This window comes from Lacisediminihabitans sp. FW035 (assembly GCF_054880895.1).
Map to the genome: position 1 here is coordinate 83,659 of NZ_CM142187.1, position 22,490 is coordinate 106,148.

Consider the following 22,490-nt stretch of genomic DNA (forward strand, 5'->3'; position numbering starts at 1 on the left):
CTAGAGCTTGCCCGGGGCGTCGAGTCCACCGGTGCAGGGGGCTCCGGGCTCCGGTGCGTTGGCGCTCTTCCAGTACTTCTCGAAGAACTGCGCGATTCGGGCATCCGTCACGGATGACACGGTGACCTGGGCGTTCCAGGCGCTGAGCACGATCTTCGCCGGGAGGCCGGGGTACGGCGAGAGCACCGTGTAGGTCGAGGGCATGAGGTCTCGCAGTTTCGCCACCTCGGCAGCCGGTAGCGACGGGTCGTAGGTGACCCAGACCGCTCCGTGCTCGAGGTCGTGCACTGCGTTTTCGTTGGGAACCGGCTCCGTATAGATCCCGCAGTTCAGCCAGGTCGGGTTGTGGGGTCCGCCGGCCGGCGGGGTCTGGTCGTAGGTGACCGGACCCTGCACGTGCTCGGCCGTGTTGCTGAAGGTCTGCAGCCCGCGAATGCCGGACGAGGGCCCCGAGGGCTCGGGCCGGGAGGTGACGACGATCGACACGACGACGATCGAGACGATCGCGATCGCGGCGACGATCCCGGAGGCGATTGCGATCCGTCTCACGCGCACGCGGCGACGCTCCCCGGTCCGGAAAGCCTCGAGTTTCTCGTCGCGGCGCGCGTGAGGCGATGCGGGTTCGGTCGGGAGGGAAGGGGTCACCGTCTGGCCTCTTTCGTGGGGGTCAGTCCATTCCACCATTCGCGGCTGGGCGTGCGGCTGAGAGGCCGGTGGGCGCCCGGCGTCGGCTTCAGCCGGCGGGAACCGTCGCATTCACCATCCAGTGGATGCCGAAGCGATCGATGCACATACCAAAGGTGTCGCCCCAGGGAGCGCGCTCCAGCGGCATGGTGACAATGCCGCCGGCGACCAGTCCATCCCAGAAGCTCCGCAGTTCCGCTTCGTCTTCTCCGCTCAGCGACACGGAGACGTTGTCGCCCACCGTGAGGTCCATGCGAGCCGGGGTGTCGGATCCCATCAGGTTGAGGCCGGAGGGGGTGGCCAGCTGCGCGTGCATCACCAGGTCGACCTCAGCGGGGTCCTGGCTCATTCCGCCCTCGCCGAAGGTGTCGACCCTCAGGTCGCCGCCGAACACCGACTGGTAGAACGTCATCGCCTCGCGGGCGTTGCCGCGGAAGCTGAGGTAGGGGTTGAGTATCGTCATGGGACATGGTGGCACGGTCCACCGACGGGCGCTACGTCGCCGTCAGCGGAAAGTCGTATCCTCGAGGACATGGACGAGGTGGCGGCGGATGTCCCGCTTCGCAGCAGCTACAGCCCGTCGCATCCGCTCGACCTCGCCCAGACTCTCCGCCCGCTCAGCCGGGGTGTTGCCGACCCGACCCTGAAGTGGGAAGCCTCCGGCGTGTGGCGCACGCTGCCGACGCCACTCGGCCCGGCGACTCTGCATCTCACGCGCTCTCGCGGCACGGTAGACGCCACGGCCTGGGGCGATGGTGCGGAGTGGGCGATCGCCTCGGTGCCCGAGCTGCTGGGGGCCGGCGACGATGCCGGCGAATTTGACGTGTCCCAGAACCCGTTCCTGCGCGACTCGCACCGGCGCAATCCGGGCCTGAGGCTCCTCCGCACCGGGCTCGTGCTGGAAATGATGATCGCGGCGATCTTCGAGCAGAAGGTCACCGGCACGGAGGCCCGCCGCGCCTGGGCGACTCTCATTCGCGCCCACGGGGAGCCCGCGCCGGGGCCGGCACCGACGGGGATGCGTGTCTTCCCTTCGGCGCACGCGTGGCGGCTGATCCCGTCGTGGGAGTGGCACGCGGCGGGCGTTGGTCCCCAGCGCTCACGCACGGCGATAGCCGCGGCATCCGTCGCCGGGGGCCTCGAGCGCACCCTCGCCATCGGTCGGGGTGGCGCCGAAGTGGCGAAGCGGCTGCGCAGCGTGCCAGGCGTCGGTGCCTGGACCGCTGCGGAGACCACCCAGCGCGCGCACGGTGACGCCGATTCGGTGAGCGTCGGCGACTATCACCTTCCCGCGCTCGTCGGCTGGGCCCTCATCGGCAGCCCTGTCGACGATGACGGGATGCTCGAACTCCTCGCTCCTTGGACCGGACAGCGCCAGCGCGTCATGCGGCTCATCGAGTCGAGCGGGTTCGCGAAACCGCGCTTCGGGCCGCGGATGACGATTCAGGATCATCGTCGTCATTAGTCCTCGCCGGTAACGTTGTGGCGTGCACCTCATCTTCCGTACCTTCCTCGTCTGGCTGCGCCGCAATGGTCCACGGCTCGACGCCCATGATGTGGGCCGCCTGAGGTTTCGCGTGCTCCCCACCGATCTCGACGTGCTCGGGCACATGAACAACGGTGTGTACCTGTCGATCATGGATCTCGGTCGCATGGACCTGCTTCAGCGTTCCGGCGTCTGGTCACGCCTGCTCAGCGCGGGATTCTTCCCGGTGATGGCGGATGAGACCATCAGCTTCCGGCGTTCATTGATGCCCTGGCAGCGCTTCACACTCGAAACCCGCATTGTAGGTTACGACGCGAAAGCGGTGTACGTGGAGCAGCGCGCGGTGGTCGACGGGGAGATCTATGCGCGGGCGACCACCCGGGGGCGGTTCGTGAAGAAGACCGGCGGCACCGTCACGACGGCCGAGGTCGCGGAGGTGGCCGGCATCGACATCACCGGTCATCCGTTGCCCGAATGGGTGGCGCGCTGGGCCACGGATGTCGCGCTGCCTCCCGCGCGTGCTGCGGCGCCGAGCGAGTGGGACTAGCCGCGCTCGACTGAGGGCGGCGGAGGGCGGATGCTCCGTCGACACGCCGTCTTTCGCGCGCACCACGCCGCCGAGTCATCGGGATGTCCGCTCTCGACGCCACCCGCCCACGCCCCCGATTCTGGCCACCGCGTGAGCGCAGAGGACGTTCGCGTTCTGCAGGAGGATGTCCTGCAGAACGACGCGCGCGCAGAACAGCTTGAGAAGCTGAGGTGGCGCGAAGCAGCGCGTCGCCAGGCACGTGGATTTCATCCCCGCCCGTTCTGCAGGAAACCGTCCTGCAGAACGTGAGCGAGCCGGCCGGGTGTCGTCGGTCCGATGGCCGTAGCGCCGCAGCGCCGAAGCGCCGAAGCGCCGTAGCGATGCAGTCGCGACAGCCGAGTCACACTAGACCGCGTCGGGCTCCTCGAGCACGTCGGGGGTGTCGGCGGTGTCCGATTCGACGGCGACGTTGGGCTCGACGAGGGCTCCGAGCGGACCGCCACCGAAGTCGGCCGCCTGGGCCGCGCCGGCGCTCTGGCGAAGCAGTTCGTCGGCTTCGGCCTGGGCCGCGGCCGCCTCTGACTCGTCGCCCGCGGCGGCCCCGCCCTGGTTCGCAAACTGGTCGAACGTTGCCATGGCGAAGCTCCCTGATCCCGCAGCATTCCGAGCACGCTGCTTCGCACGAGTTTAACCGCCCTGCACGCGGGAGGCAAAGAGCGCTCGGTTACCCCTCGAGCACGGCCATCGCGGCATTGTGCCCGCCGAGCCCGCTCACGCCGCCCCCGCGCTGCGCCCCGGCCCCGCAGAGCAGGATCCGCTCGTGGGCCGTGGCGACTCCCCAGCGCTCCGCCGCCGTGCCGAGACTCGCCGAGTCCTCGGCGAAGGGCCAGGACAGCGGCGCGTGGAAGATGTTGCCTCCGGGCAGCCCGAGCGCCGACTCGAGGTCGTGGGTGGTCTTGGTCTCGATGCAGGGGCGGCCCGCGGCATCCGTCAGCAGCAGGGATTCGATCGGTTCGGCGAGAACGCTGTCGAGGGAGTCGATCACCGCACGTTCGAGGGCGGCCCGCACCCAGTCGTTGGTCGCCGCTGTTACCAGCCGGTGCGGGGTGTGGAGGCCGAAGACGGTGAGGGTCTGGGCGCCGGAGGCCGCGAGCTCCGGCGAGAGGATGCTCGGATCGGTGAGCGAATGGCAGTAGATCTCCGCCGGCAGCGGGTTCGGGATGTCGCCGGCGCTCGCCGCCCGGTACGCGCGTTCGAGCTGCCCGTAGCCCTCGTTGATGTGGAAGGTGCCCCCGAAGGCCGCGGCCGGATCTAATGACGCATCGCGAAGTCGGGGAAGTCGCCGCATCAGCAGGTTCACTTTCACCTGGGCGCCCTCCGCGGGCTCGACGTCCTCCCCAAGCAGCCGGGCGAGCAGCGATGGCGCCACATTGGAGAGCACGGTCGCGGCGTCCAGGCGGTGTTCGTCGTCCCCGAGGCGATAGCGCACCTCCCCATCGGGGGTGATCGAGAGCACCTCGGCCCCGGTGACGAGCGATGCGCCGGCGGCCCGGGCGGCGGTGGCCAGCGCGCTCGTGACCGCTCCCATGCCGCCGACCGGAACATCCCAGTCGCCGGTTCCCCCGCCGATCACGTGGTAGAGAAAGCAGCGATTTGCGGCGAGAGTGGGGTCGCCGGCCGGGGCGAAGGTGCCGATCAGGGCATCCGTCAGCACGATTCCGCGCACCAGATCGTCGTCGAAAGTGTGCTCGATCACCTCCCCGATCGGGCGGTCGATGAAGTCGGTCCAGTCCGAGGCGTCTACCAGGCGCCGGAGTTCCGATCGCCGCAGCAGCGGTTCGGTGACCGTGGGGAAGACGGCGCGGGCGAGCGCGGCGGTGCGACCGTAGAACGACTGCCAGGCATCGAAGTCGGCGCCGAGCGCATCGAACGAGCGGCGAGTGGCATCGGCATCCCCGTTGTCGACGAGGAGGCCGCGATCGGTTCCCGGCAACGGGGTGTACGAGCTGTAACGACGGCGCTCGAGGCGGATGTCGAGACCGAGGTCACGGATGATGGCGGCGGGCAGAAGGCTGACGAGGTACGAGTATCGCGAGAGCCGCGCCTCGACCCCCTCGAAGGCCTGTGCCGACACTGCTGCCCCGCCGAGGTGGTCGAGTCGTTCGAGCACCGTGACAGTCCTGCCGGAGAGGGCGAGGTAGGCCGCCGCGACGAGGCCGTTGTGGCCACCGCCGACGATCACGATGTCCACCGCAGGATCGGGCCGGGTCACGGCGCCTCTGCCAGGTCTTCGTCGGCCCCACACCCGATGGCCGCGACCACCCGGGCGGACAGTGCCGAGAGCCGCTCGCCCTCATCGCCCTCGAGCGCGTCGAGGAAATACCGGCGGATGGCGGCGGAGTGCCCGCGCAGACCGCCGAGCACGGCGCGTCGACCGTGCGGGGTCAGGCCGATCCAAGTGCTTCGGGCATCCGACGCACACCGAGTGCGATCCACGAGTTCCCGCTTCTCCATCCGCGTGACCAGGTGGGAGACGCGGCTCTTCTCCCAGCCGATGGTGGCGGCTATCTCCTTCACCCGCAGCCGGCGTTCAGGGGCGACGTTGATTGCCAGCAGCACCTCGTACTCCGAGGCGGAGAGCTTCGAATCCCGCTGGAGCTGCAGGTCGAGAGCACCATCGAGCGTGCGCCGCATCGCGTAGAACGATCGCCAGACCGACAGCTCATCGTCGCTGAGGGCGGGCGGGTCCGTCATGGACAGAGTCTACGAGAGCGGCCCCCGCTCGCGCCCTCGCAGCAGCTCGTCCTGCCAGTCGCCGGGCACCCGATCGGCCGGCCCGGGGGTCGACTGCTCCGCCGGATGGCTCTCGGGCGGGGCGAGATCCGGTCCCTCGAAGGTCTCGCCGGTCGCGTAGCTGTAGAACCAGCTCTCGCCGGGCTCGAAGGAGCGGATGACCTGGTGGCCGGATGCAGTGGAATGCGCGGTGGCATGGCGTCCGAGCGAGTCGTCGCAGCATCCGATGTGACCGCAGGTCGCGCACCGTCGCAGGTGGAACCACCAGCTTCCGGATGCCTCGCACTCGACACATCCGGTCGAAGAGGGCGGCACGGACACGTCGACTGCGCTCGTTTCGGTCATGCATTAATTGTGGACCCGCAGTCCTCATCCCGCCCCAAGTAGTCTCGTATCCATGCTTTCGACTGCTGCCGATGTGCCCGCGAGCCCCGATCCGCTCGCCGCCGAGGCCGTCGCGACCGTGCGCCGCTGGCTGACCGAGAGTGCGGATGTCTCGCCCGACCGCTCCGAAAAGCGACTGGCCGGCGTGCTCAAGGATCCGCGCGGACTCGACTTCACCATCGGATTCGTGGATCGCGTGGTGCGCCCGGAAGACTTGCGTGTCGCCGGTCGCAACCTCGAGAAGCTCTCCCGGGCGATCCCCGCGTTCCTGCCCTGGTACATGCGGGTGGCGATCCAGCTCGGCGGGGGATTCGCGCCACTCATCCCGTGGCCGATCGTGCCGATCGCCCGGCGGGTGCTGCGGGGAATGGTGAGTCACCTCATTCTGGATGCGAGTCCCCGCCAGCTCGACCACAGCCTGCGCGCGCTGCGTCGATCGGGCATCCGCCTCAATCTCAACCTGCTCGGTGAGGCGGTGCTCGGCGATGATGAAGCCGATCGGCGGCTCGCCGGGACCCGCGAACTGCTGCAGCGGGACGACGTGGACTACGTCTCCATCAAGGTCTCGTCCGTGTCGAGCCAGCTCTCGATGTGGTCTTTCGACGAGACGGTGACTCGGGTGGTTGCGCGCCTCACCCCCCTGTACGAGCTCGCCGCAGAATCCCGCACCACCAAGTTCATCAACCTCGACATGGAGGAGTTCCGCGACCTCGACCTGACGATCGAGGTGTTCCGCCGCATCCTCGAGCAGCCGAAACTGAAGAACCTCGAGGCCGGGATCGTGCTCCAGGCCTACCTTCCGGATGCCGTGAGGGCGATGCAGGGACTCACTGCCTGGGCGACCGCGCGTCACACCCAGGGTGGAGCGGGCATCAAGGTGCGTGTCGTGAAGGGTGCGAATCTCGCGATGGAGCGCGTCGATGCCACGGTGCACGGCTGGCCACTCGCCACCTGGGGCAGCAAGCACGACACCGACGCCAACTACAAACGCATCCTGGATTGGTCATTTGAGCCGGCCCGAACCGACGCGGTGCGCATCGGGGTCGCGGGCCACAATCTCTTCGATATCGCTTGGGCGTGGCATCTCGCGAAGCAGCGCCGGGTCGAGACCCGCGTGGAGTTCGAGATGCTGCTCGGCATGGCGACCGGGCAGGCGGATGCCGTGCGGCGCGATGTCGGCGGCCTCCTGCTGTACACCCCGGTCGTGCACCCCGGCGAGTTCGATGCCGCCATCTCCTACCTCATCCGTCGGCTCGAGGAGAACGCGTCGAGCGAGAACTTCATGTCGGGTGTCTTCGATCTCGCGGACGATCCCGCGATCTTCGACCGTGAGGCCGCGCGCTTCCTGTCGTCGCTCGCCGATCTCACCGACACCGAGCCCACCTCCCACCGCGTTCAGGATCGCCGCCTGCCGGTGCCGATCGCCCCCCTCGACACTGCACCGCGCGACTTCACCAACGAGCCCGACACCGATCCGTCGATCGCCGCCAATCGCGAGTGGGGTCGCCGGATCCTCTCCCGGGTCGCGACGTCGACGCTGGGGGATGACAGCGTCGCCGCGGCGCGGATCACCGGACTGCCCGCACTCGAGGCCATCATCACGGCCACGGCACGCGCCGGGGAGAGCTGGGGCCAGCGCCGGTCCGATACCCGCGCGACCGTGCTGCACAGCGCAGGCGAGGCGCTCGCCGCCGCCCGCGCCGACCTGATCGAGGTGATGGCGAGCGAGACCGGCAAGACGATCGCGGAGGGTGACGTCGAGGTGAGTGAGGCTGTCGACTTCGCCCACTACTACGCGGAACGCGCCCGCGAGCTCGACCGGATCGCCGACGCCGAGTTTGAGCCATCCCGTCTCATCGTCGTGACCCCGCCGTGGAACTTCCCGGTCGCCATCCCTGCGGGATCGGTGCTCGCCGCCCTGGCCTCCGGCGCCGGCGTGATCATCAAGCCGGCTCCCCAGGCACGCCGCAGCGCGGCCGTGATGGTGGAGGCGCTGTGGGCCGGCGGTGTTCCCCGCGACGTCCTCGCTTTCGTGGACCTCGACGAGGGCGACCTCGGACGGGAACTCGTGGCGCATCCGTCCGTCGACCGGGTGATCCTCACCGGCGCCTGGGAGACGGCGAAACTGTTCCGCTCGTGGCGCCCCGATCTGCCGCTGCTGGCCGAGACGAGTGGCAAGAACGCGATCATCGTGACCCCGAGTGCCGACCTGGACCTCGCGGTGGCGGATGTCGTGAAGAGCGCGTTCGGCCACGCCGGCCAGAAGTGCTCGGCGGCATCCCTGGTGATCCTGGTCGGGTCGGTCGCGAAATCGGAGCGGTTTCGTCGCCAGCTCGTCGATTCGGTGAGCACCCTCCGGGTGGGCTACCCCCAGGTGGCGACCACGGTCATGGGCCCGCTCGTCGAGCCGGCGCAGGGCAAGCTCCGATCGGCGCTCACCACTCTCGCCGAGGGTGAGTCCTGGCTCGTCACCCCGCGATCCCTCGACGACAGCGACCGGCTGTGGTCACCCGGTGTCCGGGATGGAGTGGCTGCCGGATCGGAATTCCACCTCACCGAGTACTTTGGCCCGGTGCTCGGGATCATGCGGGCCGACACCCTCACGGAGGCGATTGCGCTGCAGAACGCGCCAGCCTACGGTCTCACCGCCGGAATCCATTCCCTGGATGCCGCTGAGATCGCGCAGTGGGTCGACGGCGTGCAGGCGGGCAACCTCTATGTGAATCGCGGGATCACAGGGGCCGTCGTGCGGCGCCAGCCCTTCGGTGGCTGGAAGCGGTCCACGGTCGGCTCGAGCGCAAAGGCCGGCGGACCGAACTACCTGCTCACCCTCGGGGACTGGCGCCCGGTCTTTGCGGAGCCCGGTCGAACCGTGGTGCTCCAGGGTCTCAGCGAGAAGGTCTCACGTGTGATCGAAGCGGCTCAGCAGGGCATGGAGTTCCTCGAGTTCGACCGGGTGCGTGCCGGAGCCGTGAGCGACCAGCAGGCTTGGGTCGAGGAGTACGGCACGGTCAAAGATGTCTCGGGCCTCGGAATCGAGCGCAACGTGCTCCGCTACCGTCCTGTCGCGGTGACGGTGCGACTGGCCGAGGGGGCATCCCCCGCCCAGCTCGTGCGTACGATCGCCGCGGCGACGCGGGCGGGAGCCACCCTCTCGATCAGTTCTGCGATGCCGGTGTCGGCAGGGCTCGTGCGGCTCTTCGGCTCGGCTCTTCCCCCGCTCACCGTCGATTCCGTCGTGGTGGAGTCGGATGCCCGCTGGCACGCGCGCCTGCAGTCCGGCGAGGTCCGGCCGGGCCGGATCCGCCTGCTCGGCGGCGACCGGCTCGCACTCGCGACGGTGCTCGGGGGCGATCCGGACGTGGCGATCTACGCGGGTGCCGTGAGTACCTCTGGCCGCATTGAACTCCTGCCCTTCCTGCACGAACAGGCGATCAGCATCACCGCTCACCGCTTCGGCAACCCCGACCCGTCCACCTTCGTCGCCCTGTAGTCGGCCGCGCGCTCTCTCCGCCCGCCCCTGCGCCCCGGAGTGACACGCGCGCCCGCACGTTCGAGCGCGCGTGTCACTCCGGGGCGCGGAGGCGAGCGATGGGCGCTCCGGTGTGGGTGCCAGAGGGCTAGAGCAGGTCCGAGTGGTACAGCGCCGCGACATCCGGATGCGCGCGCAGGCGACTCTTGAGGGCGTTCTCGCCGTACGTGCGATAGATCGGATTCTGCGGGTCCACAGCGACGCCGCGCGACTCGGCGGCGAGGTGCGGTGGCAGCGTGAGGGTCGGGATCGTGGCATCCAGCGCCGGGGCGAAGAAGAACGGGACCGAGATGCGATCCGTGCCGATGAGGGGCGAGATCACCCGGTGCACGGTCGCCGTGAGATACCCGTCCGTCGCCACTTCGAGCAGCTCGCCGATGTTGACGACGAAGGCTCCGGGCAACGGTGGGGCGTCGATCCAGCCGTCGCCGTACTGCACCTGGAGACCGCCCTTTCCCGGCTCGACGAACAGAAGGGTGAGCACGCCGGAGTCCTTATGCGCGCCGACCCCCTGCCGGGGAGTCGGATCCGACTTTCCGGGATAGCGCACGATCTTCGTGAGCGTCGACGTCTTGGTCGCGAAACTCGAATCGAAGACATCCTCTGCTGCGCCGAGCGACACAGCCCATGCCCGCAGCAGGGTGAGCGCCACCTCGGACAGGGCGGCGTTCCACTCGGTCACCACCTCCCGAAGTTCCGGCAGTGCGGTCGGCCACTGGTTGGGGCCGTCCAGCCGCCAGTAGTCGGCGACGCCCGGTGCGCGGGGCACGGTCGGGCGTTCCACTCCGATGTCGATCTGCTCGCGCCAGTCGACGGCGCCACGAGTGATCTCGCCCCCTACCCGCGTGTACCCCCTGAAGTGCGGGCTCTTGAGGTTCTCGATCTCGAACTTGTCGGCATCCGGCAGCTCGAAGAACGCGCGAGCGGTACGGATGATGGCGTCCTGCAGCCGCTCGGAGACGCCGTGGCCGGTGAGGTAGAAGAATCCAAACTCATGCGTGGCCTCCCGAAGGTCACGGCGAAACGTCTCCGCTTCCTCTTCGCCGCGATCGAGTCGGGAGAGGTCGAGTACGGGAAGTGTGAGTTGCATCCCTCCATTCTCGAGGGCAGATCCTGACTGTTCGCTCGTGTTACCCAGCATGAAGAAGACCCCCCGAACTGGCGGTCTGTCCTCCATTGTGTGGACACGGAGTGTCCCCCCATAATCGATTCGGGGGATGCACTCGGTGCAACCCTGCTGCGGCCGGGTACCCGAGCACGGCCGCGGAAACGCGACCGGATGCGTACCCGATTTACGCATCCGGTCGACTAACCACGAGAGGCGACATGCCCACTGCACCGCTCACCCTGTTGCGGCCCGCCGCGATCGTCGTCGCGACCGGACTCGCGGCATCCGCGCTGATCTTCGGCGTGATGGTGTCCGAGTCGGTGCCGGCCTCCGCCGCAACGAGCTGCCGGAGTTCGACGGCGCTCTCCGACGGAGGATTCGAAGACCCGGCGATCGCCCCGACCTCGTACCAGATCATGCCCTCGGCCAACGTGCCCGGGTGGGAGTCGACCGATCCTTCCGGCATCGAGATCTGGTCCACCGGCTTCAACGGTGTGCCGGCCAGCGTCGGCAACCAGTTCGCCGAGATCAACGCGACCCAGCCGGGCACGCTCTACCAGGACGTCGTGACGACTCCCGGCCAGAGCCTCCAGTGGTCGCTCCTTCACCGCGGTCGCAGCGGCGCGGATGTGATGGATGTCGTGATCGGCGCCACCGGGGGAACCCTCGCCTCGCAGGGCGAGCTCACCGACGACACCTCCGGCTGGGGCCGCCACACCGGCGTCTATGTCGTGCCCGTCGGCCAGACCTCGACCCGCTTCGGCTTCCGCGCTGTGTCGACCGCGAACGGCAACCCCAGCGTCGGCAACTTCCTCGACGACATCACCTTCGGCCTCGGGCCCTGCATCGAGAGCACTGGCGGCGTCACGAACGTGACAGTGCCGGGCGGCGGAGTGCACGTCGGCGACACCATCGAATACACCGTGACCTCCACCAACAGTGGCGGCGGGGCGGCGACACTCGCAGCGCTGCGAGACACGCTGCCGGCGGGCGTGGAACTCGTGCCCGGATCCATCCGTGTCACCGGCCCGAACACCGGCGGCAAGACGGATGTCGCTGGCGACGACCAGGCCGAATACGATTCCGCGACCCGAACCATCGTCGGTCGTCTCGGCACGGGTGCCGACGCCGTTACGGGCGGCTCGCTCGCGCCCGGGCAGACCACCTCCCTCGTCTTCCGCGTCGTCGTTCTCTCGTCGGGCGCATTCACGAGCCTCAGCAACACCGGTGTGCTCAGCTACACGGATTCCCTCGCGGGCACCGTCCAGACCTCGACGGCGCCCACTGTCGTCACCCCGGTGGCGCCCACCGCGAACCTCGTCGTGACCGCGACCGTCGACTCCGCTGCGCCGATCGCCGGCGGGTCGAACGGTCCCACCTACACCGTCACGGTCGGCAACTCCGGCCCGCAGGCGGACTCGGCCGTGGTCGTCTCGATCGCGGTGCCGGCCGCCCTGAGCGGGGCATCCGTCCTTCTCGCCGGGGCACCGTGTGCCATCGCCTCCGGTACGGCGCAGTGCGCGATCGGCTCCCTCGCGGCCGGGGCGAGTGCTGCCATCACGATCACCGGCTCGATCGCGGGCGGAGTGCCGTCCGGCACTGTCGCTGCCCTCTCGGCCTCCGCCACGGGTGCGGTCTACGAATCTTCGACCGCGGACAACTCGGCAGGCGTGAGCGCAACGACCGTGAGCCTGGGCGATCTCTGGGTCACGACGCGTGCCTCCGCGACGAGCGTGCGCGAGGGTGACATCACCGGGTTCGCGATCGAGGTCGGCAACACCGGTCCCTCGGATGCCACGGCGATCGTGCTGGCCATCGACGTCCCAGCCGGACTCGACGCCACCCCGACGGCCGGCAGCTTCGACCCCGCGACGAGCCGGTGGACTGTTCCGGCCCTCGCTTCCGGTGCGACCGAGTCGATCAGCTTCCGCGGGGCCGTCACGACACTCGGCCGCCTCTCGCAGCGGGTCACGATCTTCTCGAGCTCCGTGCAGGATGCCGACGCGGCCAACGACACCGCCTCAGCGTCCCTCATGGTGCAGCGGGTCGCAGTCCTCGCCCCGGTCTCCGCCGTCTCGGCCGATGAGGTCGCCGCAGCCTCGCCCTCCGCGGCTACCGGCCTCGCCAGCACGGCCACCTCCGCAACGGGACTCGCCCACACGGGAGCCGATGCGCAAGGAACCCTCTTCACCGCGCTGGCGCTGATGCTCGCCGGCATCGCTCTGGTCGTCGTGCGACGACGTCGCGCTCGCCGCTGACCGCGCGGCGTCTGTCGGCACTCGGCGGATCCCCAGCGAACCGACAGTATTCGTCGCGTCATAGCACTGCGGATCCGCGGTCTCTTCGAGTACCCGGACCCTGCTTTCTCGCACCTCGAACTGCCCACGGCTCCGGCTCGCACCCGATCGGAGTGTCGTGGCGGCCGAAAACTCCGACCAAGCGGTCTCCGACCCATCCCGCTCCGACCGGTTCGCAGACCGACTCGTCGAGAGGATCGCCGCCGGCGACCGGGCGGCCTTTGCCGAACTGTTCGACGAATTCGCCCCTCGCGTCTACCGCCGCATCCGTGCGGTGCTTCGCGATACAGCGCAGTCGGAAGAGGTGCTGCAGGAGGTCTTCCTGGAGATCTGGCAGCAGGCTGCGCGCTTCGAACCGGGACGCGGATCGGTGGCAGGGTGGATCCTCACCCGCGCCCACGCTCGCGCGGTGGACCGGGTGCGCACCGCAGAAGCCGACCGCGCCCGCGACACCCGCTTCGGCCTGCGCGACTTCGAGCCGGGCTATGACTCGGTCGTCGAGACTGTGGAGCTCCGCCTCGAGAGCGAGCGGGTGGTGCGTGCACTCGCCGAGCTCTCGGAGTTGCAGCGCGAAGCCCTCGTCCTCGCATTCGTCGGCAATCTCACCCACGTCGAGGTCGCCGAGCGCCTGCAGGTGCCGCTCGGCACCGTCAAGTCGCGCATCCACGACGGGCTGCGGCAGTTGAGACGGATGCTCGACGAGAACAGCTGAGCGACGGTGTGGCCCTCGGTGACTACGCTCGATGGAAGAGCAGCGCTACACCGGAGGTTCCGTGAACAGCTCCCCCCTCGCCCCCCGGGCCACCACGATCGGCGAATTCACCGTGACGGTCGACCCGGGTTCTTCCGTTCCTCCCTACGAGCAGTTACGCGTGCAGGTGATCGATGCCGTGGCCGCCGGAACCGTAGCCCCGGGCGCTAAGCTGCCGACCGTTCGCGGTCTCGCGGATGCCCTCGGCATCGCCCCGAATACGGTCGCGCGTAGCTACCGCGAGCTCGAACGCGATGCAGTGATCGAGACCCGTGGCCGTGCCGGCACCTTCATCGCGGCCTCGGGAGACGCAACCACACGCCAGGCTCAGGAGGCCGCCGCGGCCTTCGCCGCGCGCATCCGCCAGTTGCGCCTCGATCCCGCCGAAGCGGTCGAACTCGTGCGGGCCGCCCTGCGCTGATCAGATCGACGCGACCGCCCCGGAGTCGACGCGGTAGTTCGCGCCGTTCACGAAACTCGCCTGCTCCGAGCAGAGGAACGCGACAACGGCGGCGACCTCCTGCGGCTCGCCCCGACGCTTGAGGGCCATGTACGGCCGCTCCTCGTCGAGGAAGCTCACGATCGCCTCGTCGACGCTCGATCCGATCTTCTTCGCGCGCTTCTCCATCATCGCGTCGGTCATGGGCGTGTGGATGAAGGCGGGGGAGACGCAGTTCACGAGCAGGCCCTCTCTTGCATAGGTGCGCGACAGGCCCTTCATCAGGGCGAGCACCCCGGCCTTGGCCGAGCAGTACGGGATCTCATCGTCGTAGGGCTGCACCCCGTCCTCGGAGGCCAACAGCACGATGCGCCCCCAGCCTCCCTTCCGCAGACTGGGAAGGAAGGCGCTCACGAGCCGAACCGGGCCCATCAGGTCGACCTCGATCGTGTTCGTCCACCCGGCATCGTCGATCTCGTGGAAGTATCCCTGCGCGCCCGTGATGCCGGAGGACTGCACGAGGATGTCTATGTCCCCGACCGCGTCGAGCACTTTATCGCGCATCTGTGCGATCGAATCGACGTTGGTGATATCGGCGGCGAAGGCGAACAACCGGCCGTCGAGGGCCCCGAGGCTCGCCGCCGCGGCATCCAGGCTCTTCTGGTCTTTGTCGGTGAGCACGACCCGCACTCCCTCGCCCAGCAGGATGCGGGCCGTCTCCCAACCGATGCCCGAGTCGGCGCCGCTGATGAGGGCGGTGCGACCGGTGATTCCGAGGTCCATGAGTGCTCCCTTGTTAGACGTTCACGATCGAAACGTAGGCTGGAGTCATGAGCGTCGTCAGGGGGTTGCCCCGGATTTTTCGGGATGCTAGCGCCATCCTCGCTGAGAGCATCGTGTGGGATCCCACCGGCTTCGTACTCTGGTGTGACATCACCGCCGGCTTGCTCTATCGGTGCCCGGTCGATGGCCACGACGACACGGTGATCGAGCTGCCCCCGCCGCTCGCATCGTTCGCCCCGACGACCACGGGCGGCTACATCGCCTCCCTCGGCGACCGGATCGTGATGGCGGATGCCTCCGGCCGCATCCGCGATCTCGCTCACATCGAGCACGCCCACGAGGGGTTGCGGCTCAACGAGGGCAAGTGCGACCCCTACGGGCGGTGGATCACCGGGTCGATGAACCTCACCACCGGGCAGCCGGATGGCGCCCTGTACTCGGTCGAGCGAGACGGTCGCGTACGGGTGCTCCGCGGCGGTTTCGGGGTGGCCAACGGCTTCGAATGGAGCCTCGACGACTCGCAGATGTACTTCACCGACACCGCGGTGGGCACCATCTACTGCGCGCCCTACAGCGAGACCGGAGAGCTCGGCGATGTCAAGGTCTTCCATGCCGGGCAAGCTCATGATGGGCTGACCATCGACGCCGAAGGATTCCTCTGGGGCGCGATCTACGGGGGCGGTCGGGTGGTGCGCTACACGCCGGAGGGGGTCGAAGACCTCGTGGTCGAGCTTCCGGCCCCGAACATCACGTCCGTCGCATTCGGCGGACCCGGGATGTCGACGCTCTTCGTCGGCTCCGCGCGCGAGAATCTCACGGAGCGGCAGCTGGAGGCGCATCCGCTTTCCGGCGCGATCTTCGCGATCGACACCGAGACCCACGGACGCCCGGCGCGCCGCTTCGCCGCATGACCGGGTTCTCGCTCGAGCGGGACGGCAACGGACCCGCCAACCGGATCGACGGTTACGCCGACCTGCGCGCCTACGCGGCGATCGGCGACGGGCGCACCGTCGCGCTCATCGCCCTCGACGGCTCCGTCGACTGGTTCCCGGCGCCGAACCTGACCACCCCGCCCGCGTTCGCGGCGATCGTGGATGCTCCGCACGGCGGCCGCATCGAGTTGCGTCCGGTCGACGACTACACCGTCACGCGGCGCTACATCGCCGGGACCAACGTGCTCCAGACCACCTTCACCACGGCCACTGGGCGCGTGCGCATCACCGATGCCCTCGTGACCGGTGTCGCCGGCCGTCTGCCCTGGGCCGAGCTCGCGCGGAGGGTGGACGGGCTGAAGGGCGAGGTCGCGCTTCGCTGGTCGGTGGCGCCCGGCACGATGCTCGGCACGGCCTCGCCGTGGGTCGAGCACACGGTGCAGGGCGCGGTCATCAGGGTCGACGGCGTGATGCTCGGGGTGCGCGGCATCGACCACGGGCCGTCCGCCGCCGAGGGGCAGCGGATCGCCGGCGCCTTCACCGCGCGCGAAGGCTCGCGCCACCTCGTGGTCGTGACAGCGACCGAACGCGAGCCGCTCCGCATGGTCACGCCGGAGATCGTGGACAAGGGAGTGGATCGCACGGTCGCCAACTGGAAGGCCTGGTCGACCGAGTTCTCCTGGCAGGGGCAATGGAGCGACGCGGTGCTTCGCAGCGCCCTCGCCCTCAAGCTGCTCATCCACAGTCCCACCGGATCCATCGCCGCCGCGGCCACCACCTCGATTCCGGAGAGCCGCGACGGCGGCAAGAACTGGGACTATCGCTTCGCCTGGGTGCGGGATGTCGCCTACACGGTGCGCGCACTCATCCGCTTCGGGCTGCGCGAGGAGACCCATGCGGCGGTCTCCTGGCTTCTCACCACCATCCGGGCGCAGGGCCCCGAACTGCATATCTTCTATGCGCTCGACGGCTCGGTGCCCGAGGGCAGTTCGCAGCCGGATGTCGCGGGGTGGCGCGGCATCCCTCCGGTCGTCGTCGGCAATGGAGCCCAGGGCCAACGGCAGCTCGGCGTCTACGGCGACCTCTTCGATGTCGTGCGCGCCTACGTGGAAGATGGAAACCTGCTCGACGCGGAGACCGGGCGGCTTCTCGCCTCGATCGCCGACCGCGCCTGCGACAACTGGCAGCGTCCGGACTCCGGCATGTGGGAGCTCGAGGAGGAGCAGCATTACACCTCCTCGAAACTCGGATGCTGGCAGGCGCTCGACTGCGCGGTGCACCTCTCCGAGCTCGGGCAGTTGCCCGGCGGAAGCCAGCGCTGGGCGGCGGAACGCGATCGCATCCGCGCCTGGGTCGAGCTCAATGCGTGGTCGGAGTCGCGCGGGAGCTACGTGATGTTTCCGGGGAGCGAGAAGCTCGACGCATCCATCCTTCTTCACGCCCTGAGCGGATTCGACCGGGGCGAGCGGATGTCGGCCACGATCGACGCGGTGGAAAGCGAGCTCGGTCGGGGTCCGCTCGTCTACCGGTATTCGGGGATGCAGCGCGAAGAAGGCACGTTCGTCGCCTGCGCATTCTGGGTGGCGAGTGCCCTCGCCTGCGTCGGGCGCGGGAGTGAGGCGCGGGCGCGCATGAACGAGCTGGTGGAGCTCGGCAACGATGTCGGCCTCTACTCCGAGATGATGGATGCCGAGACGCACGAGTTCCTCGGCAACCTCCCGCAGGGCCTCAGCCACCTTGCCCTCATCAATGCGGCGATCACCATCGACGAACTCGCGGCCCAGCCGGTGGAGTAGGTCGCTCAGGCGGCTTCTGCTGGTCGGCCAGGTCGTTCGCCGACCGTGGCGAGACCGGGATGATGTTCACGGATCAGGAGTTTCAACGTGGATGCGGCGTGTCGCACGGGAGTGCCTCGGCGTGTCGCGAGAAACTCCTGATCCGCGAACGTCTGCCCGCGAGGCGCCCTCGCGACGCGCCCTCGCGACGCGCCCGCTCCCGCGACGCGCCCGCCCGCGCGACGCGCCCGCGCGAGCGGCCCCACCCCACGCGCCAGGGGCAGTGACTGGCGAGAAGTGCACCTTCCGTGCGCCCGCGAGGGTGTACTTCTCGCCACTCACTGCGGCGTCCAGGATCGACGAGGTCTCAGTGCGCCGAGCGACCTACTCGACCGGCAGACGACTACCCCTCGCGCGTGCGGTGGATGAGCTTCGACAGCACTATGGCGCTGCGGGTGTGGTCCACGTTCGGCGCTACCCGTACGCGCTCCAGGGCGAGCTCGAGGGACGGGATGTCGCGGGAGCGCATGTGCACGATGGCATCCGCGCTGCCGGTGACAGTGCCGGCATCCACGACCTCCGGCACTCCGGAGAGGATGCGCCGCAACTCCTCCGGTGCGACGGTGCCGCGGCAGAAGAGCTCGACGTAGGCCTCGGTACCGAGTCCGTCGACGGCGGGATCGACCTGGATGGTGAATCCGCGGATCACCTTGTCGGCGACCAGCCGGTCGACGCGGCGTTTCACTGCGGAGGCAGAGAGCCCGATCACTTCGCCGATATCACCGTATCCGGCACGGGCATTCTGGCGGAGGAGGTCGATGATGCCATAGTCGAGACTGTCCATGGTCATACCCTATGGTGCATTGTTGTGCCGACTGCGCCATTGTCGGCGATTTTGTGCGCGCCACGCTGCCAAAGATCGGATGTGTGCGTGTGAGACTGGAACGACCCCACACCCCGATCTCCAAAGGAGCCCTCGTGTCGGCCACCATGCCTGCAACGAATGTTGCCACCGTCCGCACCCCGTCCAAGCGCACCATCCTCATGTGCCGCCCAGAGTTCTTCACGGTGGTGTACCGCATCAACCCCTGGATGGATCCCCAGCTCCCCACCGACACGAGCCTCGCCGTTCGCCAGTGGGAGACGCTCTACCAGACCTACATCGACCTCGGCTTCGACGTGCACCTCATCGATCCCATCGACGGCCTGCCCGACATGGTCTACGCGGCGAACGGTGGGTTCGTGCTCGACAACATCGCCTACGGTGCGAGCTTCACCTATCCGGAACGCCAGCCCGAGGGCCCGGCCTACATGGACTGGTTCCGTGAGAACGGATTCGAGGTGAAGGTGCCAGAGAACATCAACGAGGGCGAGGGCGACTTCCTGCTCGTGGGAGATGTGATCCTCGCCGGCACCGGGTTCCGCAGCGCGTCCAACAGCCACCAGGAGCTCGCGGAACTCTACGGTCGCGAGGTCGTCACCCTCGAACTCGTGAACCCGAGCTTCTACCACCTCGATACTGCGATCGCCGTGCTGGACCCCCAGCCGGGATTCAAGAACCCGAACATCGCCTACCTGCCGAGCGCATTCAACGAGGCTGGCCTCGCCGTGCTGCGCGAGCGTTTCCCCGACGCGATCCTGGTGAACGAGGAGGATGCCGCCGTGCTCGGCCTCAACTCCTTCGGCGACGGCTACAACATGGTCATCGCCTCCCGGGCAACCGACTTCGAGCGCCAGCTGCGCGAACGCGGGTACAACCCCATCGGCGTCGACCTCTCCGAGCTGCTGCTCGGCGGCGGCGGCGTCAAGTGCTGCACCCTCGAACTTCGTCGATGAGCTCGACACCGGCGCAGTACATCGCGGCCGAGGATGCGCACATTGCGCACACCTACCACCCGCTGTCGGTGGTCGTCGCGACCGCCGACGGCGCCTGGGTGACGGATGTCGAGGGCCGACGCTACCTCGATTGCCTCGCGGCCTACTCCGCAGTGAACTTCGGCCACGGACATCCGGCGCTCATCGCGGCCGCCCGGGCGCAGCTCGACCGGGTCACCCTCACGAGCCGTGCCTTCCACAACGACCGACTCGGCCCCTTCGTCGGCGCGCTCGCCGCGCTCGCGAAGAAAGACCTCGTGATCCCGATGAACACGGGAGCAGAAGCGGTGGAGTCCGGCCTCAAGGCCGCCCGTGCCTGGGGCTACCGGGTGAAGGGAGTCGCACCCGACCGCGCCAACATCATCGTCGCCGACGGCAACTTCCACGGGCGCACCATCACGATCATCAGCTTCTCGGATGACGCCACGGCCACCACGGACTTCGGCCCGTTCACCCCCGGCTTCCGTTCGGTGCCCTATGGCGATTCCGCGGCTCTCGAAGCGGCGATCGACGGCAACACCGTTGCGGTGCTGCTCGAGCCGATTCAGGGCGAGGCGGGCATCCTCATCCCCCCGGCCGACTACCTCCCTGCTGTACGCGACATCACCACCCGTCACAATGTGCTCTTCATCGCGGACGAGATCCAATCGGGACTCGGGCGCACCGGTGCCACCTTCCAGTGCGACAACGTGGGCGTCGTGCCCGACCTCTACCTGCTCGGCAAGGCACTCGGTGGCGGCATCGTGCCGGTGTCCGCCGTGGTCGGCAACGCAGACATCCTCGGTGTGCTCGGAGCAGGCCAGCACGGCTCGACCTTCGGCGGCAACCCGCTCGCCGCAGCGGTCGGCTCGGCGGTAGTCGCCCTCCTCGAGACCGGCGAGTACCAGGAGCGCGCCCGCGTGATGGGCGCGCGCCTCACCGCCGGCCTCGAACGCCTCGTCGGATTCGGGGTGGTCGCGGTGCGCTCCGCCGGGCTCTGGGCCGGGATCGACATCGATCCGGGTCTCGCAACCGGGCGCCAGGTCTGCGAACTGCTCATGTCCCGCGGCGTGCTCGCGAAGGACACCCACGGCTCGACCATCCGCCTCGCGCCGCCGATCGTGATCACGGCGGAAGAGGTCGACTTCGTCGTCGACCAGCTCGAGGCCGTGCTGCTGGAGCTGCGCGGCTAGTTCGGTACCTTGGCGGTACCGGGGGTGGTGCCGTTCTAATCATGGCAACCAACCTGCGGCTCCGACCGGACGCCGAAACTGCCCTTCGCGCCGAAGCGGCTCGATCGAATCGATCCCAGCAGGATCTCATTCGGGACGCCCTCGACCAGTACCTCGGACTGGCAGCCGGCGCTGGGGGCGGTCGATCCGTTGGCGCCCTCGACGGTCTAGTCGCCGCAGGCGGCGTGAAGCCCGCACGGGGACCGATACGCTACGCCAGTCGTTTGCTCGAGTTGCCCGAGGGGGTCACCTCTCTCGACCTTCTCGACCGGGAGGACCGCCTGTGATGCGGGTCTATTTCGACAGCAGTGCCCTGGTGAAGCGGGGGCTTCAGGAGCGGGAGTCTGCAGCGCTGAAAGTGGCGCTGCGGCAACTCGATCCCCAGGGCGAGAGACTGTTCTCCTCGTCTCTCGCGTGGGTCGAGGTCAGTCGAGCAATTCGCGCCCAACTCGACTCGGAAGCCCCCGCGGTGGTGACCGAGCAGATCGAGACTGCGCTCTCTGGTATCGACGAATGCACTCTCAGCGAGGGCGTTGTCAACATCGCCCGTCGCATCGCCGGCCCGACGCTCCGTTCGGTCGACGCCATCCATCTCGCGACAGCGACCCTGATCGACGCGGATCTCGTGGTCGCCTCTGACGAACGCCTGATCCGATCGGCCAACGAGCTGGGTTTCTCCACGACCTCGCCGGGGCGGTGAGCATCCGGCGACCCCCAGGAAGCGGGATCGCCGGATACCCGCTAGGACGACGCCGCGGCGTAGGCGCTCTGGATGACCGAGCCCCAGTACGGGCCGAACATCGTGTTCTGCACGTTGTTGTAGCCGAAGCTGTTGATCGAGTTCTGCGATCCCCCCGATCCGCTGCCGATGAACCACGGTCCGCCGGATGATCCGCCGGTCATGTCGCACGCGATGCCCTGCGATTCCGTCTGGCCGTTGGGGTCGTCAGAGGAGTTGCCGCTGCACGACTTGAGCGTCTCGCCGTTGAAGGGCGACGCGGCCGGATAGCCGAAGGCGTTATAGGTGAGCCCACGCGCCTGGTTGAACGAGACGGCGGACGCTCCGACGGTGTCGCTGAGGGTCGACCCGTTGAGGGTCCCGACCGTGGCAAATCCGGTGTCGTAGGTGATGTCCCCACCCGAAGTCCACTGGCTCGGAGCGGTGAGTTCACTCGCCGTCCACTGGCCATAGGGAGCGGTGCCGCTCTCGTAGGCGGGCACGAAGATCCACCGGGAGGCAAAGGCGCCCGGCCCCTCGTTCACGCAGTGCCCGGCGGTCGCGACCGTGCTCTCGTTAGAGGAGGCGATCGCATTGCCGGAGCACACGTAGTCGGTGCCGCCGAGGGTGAAGAACACCTTGCCGATGTGGCTCACGGTCGCCTCTGACGCCGCGTTCGGCTGGGGAGAGACGGTCGCGGCCTGGCTCGGGACGGTGCGGGCGGTGCCGGATGTCGCGGCTCGCGACTGCGCGCCCGTGGCGGCGGCGGCGGCGTGGTCGGCGACGAGGGCGTCACCCGGAGTAGCGTCACGCATCCGTTCGGCGGTCCAGTAGTCTCCGACCTGCTGAGTCTGCGCGTGTACCTGTTGGGCCACGAACCAGGTGTCGACACCCGAGGAGGAGTCCGAGGGGGCGGCCACTGCGCCGGTCGAGCCCCCGGCGATGAGTCCTGCGCCGAGAGCGAGCGCTCCGAGCACCCCGTAGCGGAAGTTCTTCGATGTCATGATTCGGCTCCATTCTGAGAGAGATTGGTTTCGTAGACAGGTCGTTCCACTCCCAGTGTCCGCGTCGCCGTCCTCCCGAGACTCGATTCTGTGGATGTCGAGAGCAATGCTGTGCATTCCACGAATCTGAGCTGGCTGCCACGAAAAGTGTTAAGTTCGCGCGCGACCCCTCGGTGCCCTGCTCCTAAG

Annotated in this window: 22 protein-coding genes; 12 read left to right on the forward strand and 10 right to left on the reverse strand. The window is 68.5% G+C overall.

Translation table 11 applies throughout. The annotated features are described in order from the left end of the window. Together ACVXZ4_RS00435 and ACVXZ4_RS00440 are read right to left on the reverse strand one after the other, a co-directional pair. A complete protein-coding gene (locus tag ACVXZ4_RS00435) occupies positions 1–645 on the reverse strand; it encodes a DUF3105 domain-containing protein (RefSeq protein WP_461796290.1) in 645 nt (214 codons plus the stop codon). A gap of 88 nt (positions 646–733) precedes the next feature. Next, positions 734–1,147 carry a VOC family protein gene (locus ACVXZ4_RS00440; protein ID WP_461796291.1) on the reverse strand — a complete coding sequence of 138 codons (414 nt, stop codon included), beginning with the start codon at positions 1,145–1,147 and terminating at the stop codon, positions 734–736. Positions 1,148–1,216: 69 nt separating this feature from the next. On the opposite strand from ACVXZ4_RS00440, the gene ACVXZ4_RS00445 reads away from it, so the two are divergent. Together ACVXZ4_RS00445 and ACVXZ4_RS00450 are read left to right on the forward strand one after the other, a co-directional pair. Next, positions 1,217–2,149, forward strand: coding sequence for a DNA-3-methyladenine glycosylase family protein (locus tag ACVXZ4_RS00445; protein ID WP_461796292.1), 933 nt, complete (start codon positions 1,217–1,219; stop codon positions 2,147–2,149). A gap of 22 nt (positions 2,150–2,171) precedes the next feature. Next, a complete protein-coding gene (locus ACVXZ4_RS00450) occupies positions 2,172–2,717 on the forward strand; it encodes an acyl-CoA thioesterase (RefSeq protein WP_461796293.1) in 546 nt (181 codons plus the stop codon). Between the two features lie 387 nt (positions 2,718–3,104). On the opposite strand, the gene ACVXZ4_RS00455 is transcribed toward ACVXZ4_RS00450, so the two are convergent. From ACVXZ4_RS00455 to ACVXZ4_RS00470, 4 genes are all read right to left on the reverse strand, one after another. Then, complete coding sequence (locus ACVXZ4_RS00455; protein WP_461796294.1) at positions 3,105–3,335, reverse strand: hypothetical protein; 231 nt, start codon at positions 3,333–3,335, stop codon at positions 3,105–3,107. 88 nt (positions 3,336–3,423) lie between these two features. Beyond that, a complete protein-coding gene (locus tag ACVXZ4_RS00460; protein ID WP_461796295.1) occupies positions 3,424–4,971 on the reverse strand; it encodes a phytoene desaturase family protein in 1,548 nt (515 codons plus the stop codon). Then, complete coding sequence (locus ACVXZ4_RS00465; RefSeq protein ID WP_461796296.1) at positions 4,968–5,453, reverse strand: MarR family winged helix-turn-helix transcriptional regulator; 486 nt, start codon at positions 5,451–5,453, stop codon at positions 4,968–4,970. The genes ACVXZ4_RS00460 and ACVXZ4_RS00465 overlap by 4 nt, the downstream gene beginning before the upstream one ends. Positions 5,454–5,462: 9 nt before the next feature. Beyond that, on the reverse strand, positions 5,463–5,837 hold the full coding sequence (locus ACVXZ4_RS00470; RefSeq protein WP_461796297.1) for a UBP-type zinc finger domain-containing protein: 375 nt from the start codon (positions 5,835–5,837) through the stop codon (positions 5,463–5,465). A 52-nt stretch (positions 5,838–5,889) separates the two neighbouring features. On the opposite strand from ACVXZ4_RS00470, the gene ACVXZ4_RS00475 reads away from it, so the two are divergent. After that, positions 5,890–9,369: a bifunctional proline dehydrogenase/L-glutamate gamma-semialdehyde dehydrogenase gene (locus ACVXZ4_RS00475; RefSeq protein ID WP_461796298.1), complete on the forward strand. Its 3,480-nt coding sequence runs from the start codon at positions 5,890–5,892 to the stop codon at positions 9,367–9,369. Between the two features lie 127 nt (positions 9,370–9,496). On the opposite strand, the gene ACVXZ4_RS00480 is transcribed toward ACVXZ4_RS00475, so the two are convergent. Then, positions 9,497–10,498 carry an isopenicillin N synthase family dioxygenase gene (locus tag ACVXZ4_RS00480; RefSeq protein WP_461796299.1) on the reverse strand — a complete coding sequence of 334 codons (1,002 nt, stop codon included), beginning with the start codon at positions 10,496–10,498 and terminating at the stop codon, positions 9,497–9,499. Between the two features lie 236 nt (positions 10,499–10,734). Between ACVXZ4_RS00480 and ACVXZ4_RS00485 the strand changes: the two genes are divergently transcribed. The 3 genes from ACVXZ4_RS00485 (at position 10,735) to ACVXZ4_RS00495 (ending at position 13,985) form a co-directional block, all read left to right on the forward strand. After that, positions 10,735–12,774: an LPXTG cell wall anchor domain-containing protein gene (locus ACVXZ4_RS00485; RefSeq protein WP_461796300.1), complete on the forward strand. Its 2,040-nt coding sequence runs from the start codon at positions 10,735–10,737 to the stop codon at positions 12,772–12,774. Positions 12,775–12,931: 157 nt separating this feature from the next. After that, the gene (locus ACVXZ4_RS00490) at positions 12,932–13,525 is read left to right on the forward strand and encodes a sigma-70 family RNA polymerase sigma factor (protein WP_461796301.1); all 594 of its coding nucleotides are present in this window, start codon (positions 12,932–12,934) and stop codon (positions 13,523–13,525) included. A gap of 61 nt (positions 13,526–13,586) precedes the next feature. Continuing rightward, positions 13,587–13,985 (forward strand): GntR family transcriptional regulator, encoded by a 399-nt coding sequence (locus ACVXZ4_RS00495; protein ID WP_461796302.1) that lies wholly within the window; start codon positions 13,587–13,589, stop codon positions 13,983–13,985. On the opposite strand, the gene ACVXZ4_RS00500 is transcribed toward ACVXZ4_RS00495, so the two are convergent. Then, positions 13,986–14,786 carry an SDR family NAD(P)-dependent oxidoreductase gene (locus ACVXZ4_RS00500; protein ID WP_461796303.1) on the reverse strand — a complete coding sequence of 267 codons (801 nt, stop codon included), beginning with the start codon at positions 14,784–14,786 and terminating at the stop codon, positions 13,986–13,988. It abuts the gene before it with no gap. A 47-nt stretch (positions 14,787–14,833) separates the two neighbouring features. On the opposite strand from ACVXZ4_RS00500, the gene ACVXZ4_RS00505 reads away from it, so the two are divergent. Together ACVXZ4_RS00505 and ACVXZ4_RS00510 are read left to right on the forward strand one after the other, a co-directional pair. Next, complete coding sequence (locus ACVXZ4_RS00505) at positions 14,834–15,697, forward strand: SMP-30/gluconolactonase/LRE family protein (RefSeq protein ID WP_461796304.1); 864 nt, start codon at positions 14,834–14,836, stop codon at positions 15,695–15,697. After that, a complete protein-coding gene (locus tag ACVXZ4_RS00510) occupies positions 15,694–17,514 on the forward strand; it encodes a glycoside hydrolase family 15 protein (RefSeq protein ID WP_461796305.1) in 1,821 nt (606 codons plus the stop codon). The genes ACVXZ4_RS00505 and ACVXZ4_RS00510 overlap by 4 nt, the downstream gene beginning before the upstream one ends. Before the next feature lie 382 nt (positions 17,515–17,896). On the opposite strand, the gene ACVXZ4_RS00515 is transcribed toward ACVXZ4_RS00510, so the two are convergent. Continuing rightward, positions 17,897–18,337 carry an Lrp/AsnC family transcriptional regulator gene (locus ACVXZ4_RS00515; protein ID WP_185202137.1) on the reverse strand — a complete coding sequence of 147 codons (441 nt, stop codon included), beginning with the start codon at positions 18,335–18,337 and terminating at the stop codon, positions 17,897–17,899. 146 nt (positions 18,338–18,483) lie between these two features. Between ACVXZ4_RS00515 and ddaH the strand changes: the two genes are divergently transcribed. Genes ddaH through ACVXZ4_RS00535 form a run of 4 tightly spaced genes read left to right on the forward strand, consistent with a single transcriptional unit; the run spans position 18,484 to position 21,279 of the window. Then, positions 18,484–19,329: a dimethylargininase gene (ddaH, locus tag ACVXZ4_RS00520; protein ID WP_461798029.1), complete on the forward strand. Its 846-nt coding sequence runs from the start codon at positions 18,484–18,486 to the stop codon at positions 19,327–19,329. Next, the gene (gene rocD / locus ACVXZ4_RS00525; RefSeq protein ID WP_461796306.1) at positions 19,326–20,540 is read left to right on the forward strand and encodes an ornithine--oxo-acid transaminase; all 1,215 of its coding nucleotides are present in this window, start codon (positions 19,326–19,328) and stop codon (positions 20,538–20,540) included. Before ddaH ends, rocD begins: the two co-directional genes overlap by 4 nt. 41 nt (positions 20,541–20,581) lie before the next feature. Next, complete coding sequence (locus ACVXZ4_RS00530; RefSeq protein WP_461796307.1) at positions 20,582–20,866, forward strand: ribbon-helix-helix protein, CopG family; 285 nt, start codon at positions 20,582–20,584, stop codon at positions 20,864–20,866. Further along, a complete protein-coding gene (locus ACVXZ4_RS00535; protein ID WP_461796308.1) occupies positions 20,866–21,279 on the forward strand; it encodes a type II toxin-antitoxin system VapC family toxin in 414 nt (137 codons plus the stop codon). The genes ACVXZ4_RS00530 and ACVXZ4_RS00535 overlap by 1 nt, the downstream gene beginning before the upstream one ends. 41 nt (positions 21,280–21,320) lie before the next feature. Here ACVXZ4_RS00535 and ACVXZ4_RS00540 read toward each other — a convergent pair whose 3' ends face one another. Then, the gene (locus tag ACVXZ4_RS00540; RefSeq protein WP_461796309.1) at positions 21,321–22,301 is read right to left on the reverse strand and encodes a trypsin-like serine peptidase; all 981 of its coding nucleotides are present in this window, start codon (positions 22,299–22,301) and stop codon (positions 21,321–21,323) included. Positions 22,302–22,490 lie beyond the last annotated feature (189 nt).

What these genes read in the sequence shown, in the direction of transcription:
- ACVXZ4_RS00440 (WP_461796291.1), bottom strand. Translation starts at nt 1,147, where the DNA reads ATGACGATACTCAACCCCTACCTCAGCTTCCGCGGCAACGCCCGCGAG.
- ACVXZ4_RS00445 (WP_461796292.1), top strand. Translation starts at nt 1,217, where the DNA reads ATGGACGAGGTGGCGGCGGATGTCCCGCTTCGCAGCAGCTACAGCCCG.
- ACVXZ4_RS00455 (WP_461796294.1), bottom strand. Translation starts at nt 3,335, where the DNA reads ATGGCAACGTTCGACCAGTTTGCGAACCAGGGCGGGGCCGCCGCGGGC.
- ACVXZ4_RS00465 (WP_461796296.1), bottom strand. Translation starts at nt 5,453, where the DNA reads ATGACGGACCCGCCCGCCCTCAGCGACGATGAGCTGTCGGTCTGGCGA.
- ACVXZ4_RS00470 (WP_461796297.1), bottom strand. Translation starts at nt 5,837, where the DNA reads ATGACCGAAACGAGCGCAGTCGACGTGTCCGTGCCGCCCTCTTCGACC.
- ACVXZ4_RS00475 (WP_461796298.1), top strand. Translation starts at nt 5,890, where the DNA reads ATGCTTTCGACTGCTGCCGATGTGCCCGCGAGCCCCGATCCGCTCGCC.
- ACVXZ4_RS00480 (WP_461796299.1), bottom strand. Translation starts at nt 10,498, where the DNA reads ATGCAACTCACACTTCCCGTACTCGACCTCTCCCGACTCGATCGCGGC.
- ACVXZ4_RS00485 (WP_461796300.1), top strand. Translation starts at nt 10,735, where the DNA reads ATGCCCACTGCACCGCTCACCCTGTTGCGGCCCGCCGCGATCGTCGTC.
- ACVXZ4_RS00500 (WP_461796303.1), bottom strand. Translation starts at nt 14,786, where the DNA reads ATGGACCTCGGAATCACCGGTCGCACCGCCCTCATCAGCGGCGCCGAC.
- ACVXZ4_RS00505 (WP_461796304.1), top strand. Translation starts at nt 14,834, where the DNA reads ATGAGCGTCGTCAGGGGGTTGCCCCGGATTTTTCGGGATGCTAGCGCC.
- ACVXZ4_RS00510 (WP_461796305.1), top strand. Translation starts at nt 15,694, where the DNA reads ATGACCGGGTTCTCGCTCGAGCGGGACGGCAACGGACCCGCCAACCGG.
- ACVXZ4_RS00515 (WP_185202137.1), bottom strand. Translation starts at nt 18,337, where the DNA reads ATGGACAGTCTCGACTATGGCATCATCGACCTCCTCCGCCAGAATGCC.
- ddaH (WP_461798029.1), top strand. Translation starts at nt 18,484, where the DNA reads ATGCCTGCAACGAATGTTGCCACCGTCCGCACCCCGTCCAAGCGCACC.
- rocD (WP_461796306.1), top strand. Translation starts at nt 19,326, where the DNA reads ATGAGCTCGACACCGGCGCAGTACATCGCGGCCGAGGATGCGCACATT.
- ACVXZ4_RS00530 (WP_461796307.1), top strand. Translation starts at nt 20,582, where the DNA reads ATGGCAACCAACCTGCGGCTCCGACCGGACGCCGAAACTGCCCTTCGC.
- ACVXZ4_RS00535 (WP_461796308.1), top strand. Translation starts at nt 20,866, where the DNA reads ATGCGGGTCTATTTCGACAGCAGTGCCCTGGTGAAGCGGGGGCTTCAG.
- ACVXZ4_RS00540 (WP_461796309.1), bottom strand. Translation starts at nt 22,301, where the DNA reads ATGACATCGAAGAACTTCCGCTACGGGGTGCTCGGAGCGCTCGCTCTC.